The organism is Candidatus Desulfolinea nitratireducens (assembly GCF_982879505.1).
Genome location: NZ_CEYOSI010000156.1, coordinates 1 through 8,549 on the forward strand (window position 1 = coordinate 1; position 8,549 = coordinate 8,549).

Consider the following 8,549-nt stretch of genomic DNA (forward strand, 5'->3'; position numbering starts at 1 on the left):
TCAAACTTATCCTACCAGATTTCCAATGCTCATCTTATTTTGGCGAAACTAAAGTTATTAACTATATCTGGCAGCGAAGTGCGAAATATACGCTTAACTTGTTTGGGTGGAGTTTGGTATCTGAGTTACCCTCTGTGCAAAAATATCTGCTGGTTGGTGCGCATCACACCTCCAATTGGGATCTGCCAATTGCCTTGTTGATGATGGCCGCGCTGGGTCTCAGGTTACGCTGGATCGGGAAGGCCTCTCTTTTTAAGGGACCACAGGGTTGGGTGATGCGCGGACTGGGCGGTATTCCTGTCGAACGCGGGGCGCGCAAGAATTTTGTTGAGCAAATTGTCGACCTGTATAACGAGCGTAAAGAGATGGTTATCACGATTGCTCCGGAAGGCACCCGCCGTTTTGTAGATCATTGGAAAACGGGTTTTTATCATATCGCTGAAGGCGCGAATATTCCGATCGCGATGTGTTATTTGGATTATTCACGCAAATCTTGCGGTGTCGGCGGATATTTTTATCCCTGTGGCGATATTGAAAAAGATATTAAAATCTTACAGGATTTTTTTGCCGACAAGATCGGTAAATTCCCCCACGAGCAAGGACAGGTCCGTTTTTTACCAAAGGAAACGAAATAAAAGGATAGAAATTTGATCGCGAAAAAAAAGCGCTGGTGGCAGCATTCTGCACGATTTATATTGCGGCTGGTTGGCTGGAGGCTGGTTGACGATACTCCCCCTGAACCTAAATATATTCTTGTTGGTGCACATCATACCTCGAATTGGGATTGGGCGATCGGTTTTTTTATGATGGCCGGATTGGGACTAAGGCCGCGTTGGATTGGCAAAGATTCTCTCTTCAAAGGGTTCGCTGGTCCAATCATGCGCTGGTTGGGTGGCATCTCTGTGGTACGTGGCGCCCGCGAAAATTTTGTTGGGCAGGTTGTAGACATTTATAACAATAGCAAAGAGCTGGTCATTGCCCTTGCCCCAGAGGGAACGAGAGATTACGTTGACCATTGGAAGACGGGTTTTTATCATATTGCCAAGGATGCTCATATTTCTGTAGCAATGGCTTTTCTGGATTACTCAAAAAAGATTTGCGGTATCGGCGGGTATTTTATCCCCTCAGATAATTTGAAGGCAGATATGAAAATTCTGCGGGAGTTTTACGAAGAGGTGGTTGGTAAATTTCCTGAAAAACAGGGTTTGGTGCGAATTAAAGCTTAAGGGTAGTTCTAATTAAATCAGGACTTACGCAAAATACCTTTTTTCTCGCTGCAACGCTCTGCGTTGTAGCTTGCCTACAATCCCCCAACGCAGAGCATTGGGAGTAGGACTATAAAAATGCGTAAGTCCTATAAATAAAAAGAGCGGGAAGATAAATTCTTCCCGCTCTTTTTATAGTAGACCTCTTGCATATGTGCTCCCGGCGGCGTCCCCGCCGCCGCCCTAACGGATGCTACGCAAAGGACGACGGCTAGAGCAGTGTCAAAAAGGGACTTTTGCAGGAGGTCTATTTAAGTTTGGCCGAAAGTTCGTTATTTGATGGCTCAACTAAAACTGTCCCATCGGGAAAAATAATTGTCGGGACACTTCTACTGCCGCCATTGACCTCTTTAACAAAATCCGCAGCTTTTGAGTCGTTATCAATATTGATCTCAAGATATTCTATTTTCTTTTCCGCCAATACACTTTTAGCCCGAACACAATCTGAGCACCAGGTTACTCCATAAAGAATAATTTGTTTTGGTTCACGAGAGTATAAATTATCATTCATTTTTTAGTATCCTTGCTTATTTAAATATTCACGAATCATGATTGCTGCTGAAGCCCCTTCACCTGCGGCAGAGGCAGCCTGTTTTGTAGAGCCATCACGTACGTCACCGGCAGCAAAAACACCCGGCAGAGAACTCATCATTCTGTCGGTCTTGATAAAGTCAAATTTATCCAGGTCAGCTTTGCCTTTAATAAGCTGACTGTTGGGTGTTAGTCCGATAAAGACGAAAATACCGTCATAGTCCCATTCTTTTATTTCACCGGTTTTGCGGTCTTCGACAACAATTGTCTCAAGCGAATTTTCTCCGCGCAATTCCTTGACAGCATGATTAAGGGTGACGGACATATTTTTCATTCCTGCGACCTTGTCCTGTAAGATCTGGCTGGCTTTGGCACTGGGCGAAAATTCGACAATGTCTACCTGCGAAGCAAATTTGGTCAGGAAAATGCCTTCTTCAAATCCGCTGTTGCCACCACCAATGACAAGTACCTTTTTACCTTTATAGAAAGCCCCATCACAAGTGGCGCAAAAATGAACATTGGTGCCGATCAATTTTTCTTCCCCGGGAATATTCATGCGGCGGTAGCTGGCGCCAGTCGCGAGCAGGACTGCCTTTGCTCCGTAGGATGTGCCGTCACTGGTGGTTATGCAAATATCATTCCCTTCTTGCGAAACGTCTTCAACTGATTGAGCCTGAAGGATTTCCACCCCAAAACGGCGGGCCTGTTTCTCCAACCTGTCAGCAAATTCACTTCCGGCAATACCCTCGTCAAAACCGGGAAAATTATCCAGGATCTGGGTGATGCCTACCTGTCCGCCGATACCGCCCTTTTCAATAACAAGCGTGGTGAGACCTTCGCGGGCCATGTAGTAGGCAGCTGTCAGTCCGGCTGGACCAGAGCCAATCACAATTACATCATAATAAGGGCGCTGTGCTTTGGTTTGCAGATTGAGCTTTTGCGCCAATTCGGCATTTGATGGCTCGGTCATGATCTCACCATCCGGGAAGATGATCGTTGGCACAACCCGCTTGCCATCGTTAATCTCCTCAACAAAAGCCATCGCTTTGGAATCTTTCTCGATATCAACATTGGCATAAGCTACGCGCTGTTCGCCGAAAAACTGCTTGGCACGTTTACAATCCGGGCACCAGACGGTGCTATAAACAATGATCGTTGAGGGTGACTTTGTATACAGATCAGACATGCTATTCTCCTGAATTTTGATAATACCATCTTCTAAAAAAAGTGGCCCAATATCAATCCCGAGATGGCCGTATAACTCAGGAGGGACGCTGATATCTGCCAGATAAAGATCGCCGACCACATCTTTTGCGGATGCGGATAGCAGCCCAACTTTGGGCAGAGCCAGGGTCAGCGTGGCGTTCGCCCGGATGCAGGGCTTGCCTGGTGATCCCGAGGTTGTATCCAGCCCCGAGGGAGCGTCCAGTGACAAAACCGGCTTCCCTGAGGCATTTACCCGCTCGATAAAAGTTGCTACATCCGGGCGTGGATTCCCTTTCAGCCCGTAGCCGATTATTGCGTCGATGATCAGGTCCGTGCCTTCCAGGTTGAAATCGGGGTCGTCCCGTAATCCCATTTGAGTGAGAATTTTCCATTGGTGATCCGGAACATCCTTCAATGTCCTTCCCACGCGCAGCAGATTTACATCCACACCGCGATTATGCAAATGACGGGCCGCGACCATCCCTCCGCCACCGTTATTCCCGCCCCCGCATAAAATTGCAACAGTTTTTCCATACCCTGCATTTTTTAACATTCGGAAGGCTAATTCAGCGAGATTTCTGCCGGCATTTTCCATCATTTGCAAAAGGCTGATCCCGTACACCTCGATCATCAGGCGGTCTACTTCGATCATTTCTTCCGTAGTCAGTGCATGTATTTTCATTAGGTATTTATAGCATATTAAATTGCCGCTGTTTTGCTAAGATGGGAGACCTTTAATGATTTTTACTTTCTATTTTGAGAAAGGGGTTTTCTTCTATCCAGGAGCCACAGCGCACCTGCCAGGATGATCAAAGCCACCACCTGCGCCGAGCGGATACCCCCGAAGATCAGGGCGCTGTCGCCGCGGAAAGCTTCAAGGAAAAGACGATACCCAGCCGTAAAGGTGATAAAGGTGACGAAGCTGACGCCAGCTCGGGGCTGGGGATCCTCTTTGGGCGGCCAGAGCAAGCTCAGGGTCACAAAGGCTGCCAGCATTTCATAGATCTGGGTTGGATGCCGCTTTAGTCCCCAAAGTTCGATCCCCCATGGAAGATCAGTCTCGATCCCGAAAGCGTTCCCGGATGAAAGGTTGGAGAGTGCCAGGCCGATTGCCAGCATCCCGAAAAATGGGACCAGTGCATCCAATGTGTTCCACAAGGGCAGATTTTTGCGTTGCCCGTAAATAACCGCGCCGATGACCCCTGCCGCAATCCCGCCGACAAGGTCGAAAAGACCGGGGTTCAGAGAGATCAGATTTAGTGGATTGCTGGTAAAAGCATTTGGATATCGTGCCACGTAGGCAATCCGTCCACCGATCACGCCTGAAATTAATGCGGTCATGATGAGACTTGAGAGCATGTCAGCTGAAACTTTATAGGCTTTCGCACTCTTTTCGGTGAGTGTGATACCGACCCAGAGCGAGATTAGGATGATCAAACCAGGCGTTTGCAGGGCCAGTGGGCCAATTTGAATGACAGGAAACATGCTACTCCTTGAGCAATTCTTCTATGCGGGCGCGAACCAGCGCCTCGCTGATCGGTCCGCCGATGACGACTTCGCTGATAATTCCCTCTTTATCAACAAAATAGGAGGTTGGCAGCGAGCGCACCTGATATTTTTCGTTGACCGAGCCATCAGCATCGAGGGCTATCGGAAAACTTAAATTATATTCTTCAACAAAGGCAGCAATATCTCTGAGGTTGTCCTGGGCTGTTGCGTTAACTGCCAGAATTTCAAAACCCTGCCCATGATAATCCTGAAAGGCTTGCTGGAAAGCGGGCATCTCTGCACGACAGGGAGGACACCACGAGGCCCAGAAGTTAACCAAAACCACACGCCCGCGCAAGTCTGAGAGCGTAATTGAATTACCATCCAATGTTTCCAGTGTAAAATCGGGAGCAAGAAATCCTTTTTGTGGGGCAGGGATCAATCCTGCTGTAGTGCTGCCGATTTTATCCGCGCTGATTAAAGTCCAGATCAGCCCCAGCGCCAAAATGCCGATAAACAGAAGTCTTCTACGAGTGGGTTGCATATCTCTCCATTTTAGTCTACACTGATACTGTATTGTCGCGTTCACAGGGTACTATCTTACTATGTTTTTTAACCAAACCTCATATATAGGCATTGACCTGACTGGTCGCAAGGCCTTTACTTATGCAGCCCTCAATGCGGACTTAAAATTGCTGGCATTGGCAGCTGGCGAGCTGGAGGATATTCTTAGCTTTGTTGGGGGACAGGCGGGTGCATATGTGGCGATCAATGCACCCGCGAGACCGAATCAGGGACGCGTGCGAGCGCTGCTCGAGTCAGAGAGTTTAACGAGTGAAAAATCCCCTTTACGCGGCGCCGATATACGGATGGCAGAATACGAATTACATCAGCGCGGTATCAAGGTTGCCGGGACACCCTCCCGCGCCGAACTTTGTCCCTCCTGGATGCGATCCGGCTTTGCCCTCTACGAAAAGTTGACCGGGCTGGGTTTTCTATCCTTCCCTGGCGAAGATGCAAAATATCAGGTGCTGGAAACACACCCCCAGGCGGCATTCATTGCAATGGCGGATGGAAACCTGCTCCCGATCTCAGCCCTTGAAGGACGTTTGCAACGACAGACAATCTTGTACGGTGAAGGTCTGCAAATCCATGATCCGATGGAATTCTTCGAGGAGATCACCCGGCATCGCTTGCGACAGGGGGTCTTACCCGTGGAGCAGATTTATATTTCCACTCAGCTGAACGCGCTCCTCGCCGCGTATACGGCCTGGCTGGTATCTGAAAACCCTGAAGACACGACCTCCCTCGGTGATGAGGCTGAAGGGAAAATCTATTTCCCCGTAACCGAGTTGAAATCCAGGTATTGATTTGATCCCCCACCTGTTCTCCTACCGGATACGGGGGCAGCCAGAGGAGGGCGCTTTTTATATTCACAAAGGAGTGTTAAAATGTTAAATATTGGTGATAAGGCCCCGGATTTCACCCTCCCCGACGAAAATGGAAAGATGGTCTCGTTGAGTGATTATTCAGGAAAATGGCTGGTGGTCTATTTTTATCCGAAGGACGACACCCCCGGTTGTACCAAGGAAGCCTGTGATTTTACCGACAGCAAAAATGAATTCGCAGGACTAAATGCCGAGATAGTTGGCATCAGTCGTGATGATGCTGATGCTCATCAGAAATTTATGAGCAAATATAATTTGGGAATTTCCCTGCTCAGTGATCCCGATCATTCTGTCCATGAGGCCTATGGAGGCTGGGGAACGAAGATCAATTATGGCGAGGAAATTGTCGGCGTGATCCGCTCGACCTTTATCGTCTCGCCGGATGGCAAGATCGCCGCCCTTTGGAAAAAGGTAAATGTTCGCGTAACGCAGCCAGATGGCGAAGTGAAACACGCCGATAAGGTCAGAGAAAAATTGGCCGAATTGCAGGGATAAACCAAAAACTCCGCTTTTTCTTTTGCGAAGTTTTTTCATCCATTCCAGATAATCTTTCGCTTGATCCTGCTTTCTAAAAAGAACACCGCATTTTCGTAAGGATCGTATCCGCTATACCATCCCATCGATGGAGCAGTTAAATACTCTCAAAGAGCGTAAATGGTAAAATAACCGGGTTATTATCAATCAAATATAGAGGCCATATGACAACAGACACACTTCAGGAACGCTCGATCAACGCCCTCCGTTTTCTTTCGGCGGATGCCATCCAGCAAGCCAATTCAGGGCACCCCGGCTTGCCGATGGGTGCGGCAGCGATGGCCTACACAATTTGGACGCGCCATCTGCGCCATAACCCGAAAAACCCGAATTGGTTTGACCGTGATCGTTTTATTCTTTCTGGCGGGCATGGCTCAATGCTGCTTTACTCCCTGCTACATCTCACCGGTTATAAGCTCTCTCTCGATGATCTTAGGAATTTCCGGCAGTGGGGAAGTCTTACTCCCGGACATCCAGAATATGGGCATACTCCCGGTGTTGAAGTCACCACCGGCCCGCTGGGTCAGGGATTTGCCAACGGGGTTGGATTTGCGATTGCCGAAGCCCATCTCGCCGCACAATTCAATCAGCCCGGTCATAAGATCGTCGATCACTATACCTATGCAATCGTCACCGATGGTGATCTGATGGAAGGCGTTGCCTCTGAAGCCGCTTCGCTTGCGGGGCATCTTAAACTGGGCAAAATGATTTATCTCTACGATGATAACCATATCTCGATTGATGGTTCGACTGATTTAGCCTTTACTGAAAATCGCGCTGCCCGTTTTGAATCTTATGGCTGGCATGTGCAAACAGTCAAAGACGGCAACGATGTGAAGGTGATCGACGCAGCGATCAGGATGGCAAAAGCGGATCCGCGTCCCTCGATCATTTTATGTCGGACGATTATTGGATATGGTTCCCCAAATAAACAGGGTACGCACGGTGTTCACGGCTCCCCGCTCGGGGACGAGGAACTTGCCGCCGCCAAAGAGAATTTATCCTGGCCCGTAGAGCCCCGTTTCCACATCCCAGACGACGTCCTTGACCATTATCGTGAAGCCCTTTCACAGGGGCGTGAATTTGAAGCCGATTGGAAGATGAGCTTTGAAGCCTATAACCGTATCGCACCGGAAAAGGGCAAGGAATTAAAACGCAGGATTGCGGGGGTACTCCCTGACAACTGGCGGGATGCTCTTCCCACCTTTGAAGCAGATCCGAAAGGGATCGCATCCCGTGTGGCTTCCGGCAAGGTCTTGAATGCCCTCGCTGAGAGCCTCCCCGAGTTGATCGGCGGCTCTGCTGACCTGGCCCCCTCGAATAAAACCTGGCTGGATGGTTACGAGGCTTTCTCCTCAGAAACTCCAGAAGGTCGTAACTTCCACTTTGGAGTACGCGAACACGGAATGGGAGCTATTGTCAATGGGATGGCCGTTCATGGCGGGATCATTCCCTATGGCGGAACCTTCCTCGTCTTCTCGGATTATATGCGCGGCGCTTTGCGTATTTCTGCGCTCTCAAAATATCCGGCGATCTGGGTCTTCACGCATGATAGCATCGGCGTTGGAGAAGACGGGCCCACACACCAGCCGGTTGAGCATTTGGCGGCCTTGAGGGCCATCCCGGGATTGACCCTTATCCGTCCCGCAGATGCGAATGAAACAGCCCAGGCATGGAAATTTGCGATTGAGAATCGAAAAGGCCCAACGGCGCTTGTTCTTACGCGCCAAAATTTGCCGACCCTGGCCTACCCAATTCAGCTCGAGAAGGGCGCTTATATCCTTAAAGATTTTGGGGATGATCCCGAAATAATTCTGATGGCCTCAGGCTCGGAAGTCAGCCTGATCCTGGCTGCGGGAGAGAAACTGGCAGAAGAGGGTCTGGCTGTGCGTGTGGTTTCCGTCCCATCGCTGGAAATCTTCGAGAAACAAGAGCAAGCCTACCGCGAGTCTGTTTTCCCGCCGCAAGTGAAAAAACGGCTTGCTGTTGAAGTTGGGATCGCGCAGGGCTGGTGGAAATATGTTGGCACGGAAGGCGGCGTTCTATCCATCGAAGGGTATGGCGCCTCCGCTCCTGC

At 49.4% G+C, this 8,549-nt stretch carries 9 protein-coding genes; 5 read left to right on the forward strand and 4 right to left on the reverse strand.

The window, feature by feature from the left end; genetic code table 11:
• Positions 1 to 635, forward strand: a 635-nt coding sequence (locus AC3DOM_RS12845; protein ID WP_487919447.1) for a lysophospholipid acyltransferase family protein, incomplete at its 5' end; no start/stop codon positions are given.
• 12 nt (positions 636 to 647) lie between these two features.
• Positions 648 to 1,226 carry a 1-acyl-sn-glycerol-3-phosphate acyltransferase gene (locus AC3DOM_RS12850; protein WP_487919448.1) on the forward strand — a complete coding sequence of 193 codons (579 nt, stop codon included), beginning with the start codon at positions 648 to 650 and terminating at the stop codon, positions 1,224 to 1,226.
• 286 nt (positions 1,227 to 1,512) lie between these two features.
• Here AC3DOM_RS12850 and AC3DOM_RS12855 read toward each other — a convergent pair whose 3' ends face one another.
• The 4 genes from AC3DOM_RS12855 to AC3DOM_RS12870 form a co-directional block, all read right to left on the reverse strand.
• Entirely contained in the window at positions 1,513 to 1,776 is a 264-nt protein-coding gene (locus AC3DOM_RS12855; RefSeq protein WP_487919449.1) for a glutaredoxin family protein, read from the reverse strand.
• A 3-nt stretch (positions 1,777 to 1,779) separates the two neighbouring features.
• Entirely contained in the window at positions 1,780 to 3,684 is a 1,905-nt protein-coding gene (locus AC3DOM_RS12860; protein WP_487919450.1) for an NAD(P)H-hydrate epimerase, read from the reverse strand.
• Between the two features lie 62 nt (positions 3,685 to 3,746).
• Positions 3,747 to 4,487 carry a prolipoprotein diacylglyceryl transferase gene (locus AC3DOM_RS12865; protein ID WP_487919451.1) on the reverse strand — a complete coding sequence of 247 codons (741 nt, stop codon included), beginning with the start codon at positions 4,485 to 4,487 and terminating at the stop codon, positions 3,747 to 3,749.
• A 1-nt stretch (position 4,488) separates the two neighbouring features.
• Positions 4,489 to 5,034: a peroxiredoxin family protein gene (locus tag AC3DOM_RS12870; RefSeq protein WP_487919452.1), complete on the reverse strand. Its 546-nt coding sequence runs from the start codon at positions 5,032 to 5,034 to the stop codon at positions 4,489 to 4,491.
• 61 nt (positions 5,035 to 5,095) lie between these two features.
• On the opposite strand from AC3DOM_RS12870, the gene AC3DOM_RS12875 reads away from it, so the two are divergent.
• From AC3DOM_RS12875 to tkt, 3 genes are all read left to right on the forward strand, one after another.
• Positions 5,096 to 5,860, forward strand: a complete 765-nt coding sequence (locus AC3DOM_RS12875; RefSeq protein ID WP_487919453.1) for a DUF429 domain-containing protein — start codon at positions 5,096 to 5,098, stop codon at positions 5,858 to 5,860.
• 81 nt (positions 5,861 to 5,941) lie between these two features.
• Entirely contained in the window at positions 5,942 to 6,433 is a 492-nt protein-coding gene (locus AC3DOM_RS12880; protein WP_487919454.1) for a peroxiredoxin, read from the forward strand.
• 203 nt (positions 6,434 to 6,636) lie between these two features.
• The coding region (gene tkt / locus AC3DOM_RS12885; RefSeq protein ID WP_487919455.1) for a transketolase at positions 6,637 to 8,549 on the forward strand (1,913 nt) is incomplete at its 3' end.

What these genes read in the sequence shown, in the direction of transcription:
- AC3DOM_RS12880 (WP_487919454.1), top strand. Translation starts at nt 5,942, where the DNA reads ATGTTAAATATTGGTGATAAGGCCCCGGATTTCACCCTCCCCGACGAA.
- AC3DOM_RS12855 (WP_487919449.1), bottom strand. Translation starts at nt 1,776, where the DNA reads ATGAATGATAATTTATACTCTCGTGAACCAAAACAAATTATTCTTTAT.
- AC3DOM_RS12870 (WP_487919452.1), bottom strand. Translation starts at nt 5,034, where the DNA reads ATGCAACCCACTCGTAGAAGACTTCTGTTTATCGGCATTTTGGCGCTG.
- AC3DOM_RS12860 (WP_487919450.1), bottom strand. Translation starts at nt 3,684, where the DNA reads ATGAAAATACATGCACTGACTACGGAAGAAATGATCGAAGTAGACCGC.
- AC3DOM_RS12865 (WP_487919451.1), bottom strand. Translation starts at nt 4,487, where the DNA reads ATGTTTCCTGTCATTCAAATTGGCCCACTGGCCCTGCAAACGCCTGGT.
- AC3DOM_RS12875 (WP_487919453.1), top strand. Translation starts at nt 5,096, where the DNA reads ATGTTTTTTAACCAAACCTCATATATAGGCATTGACCTGACTGGTCGC.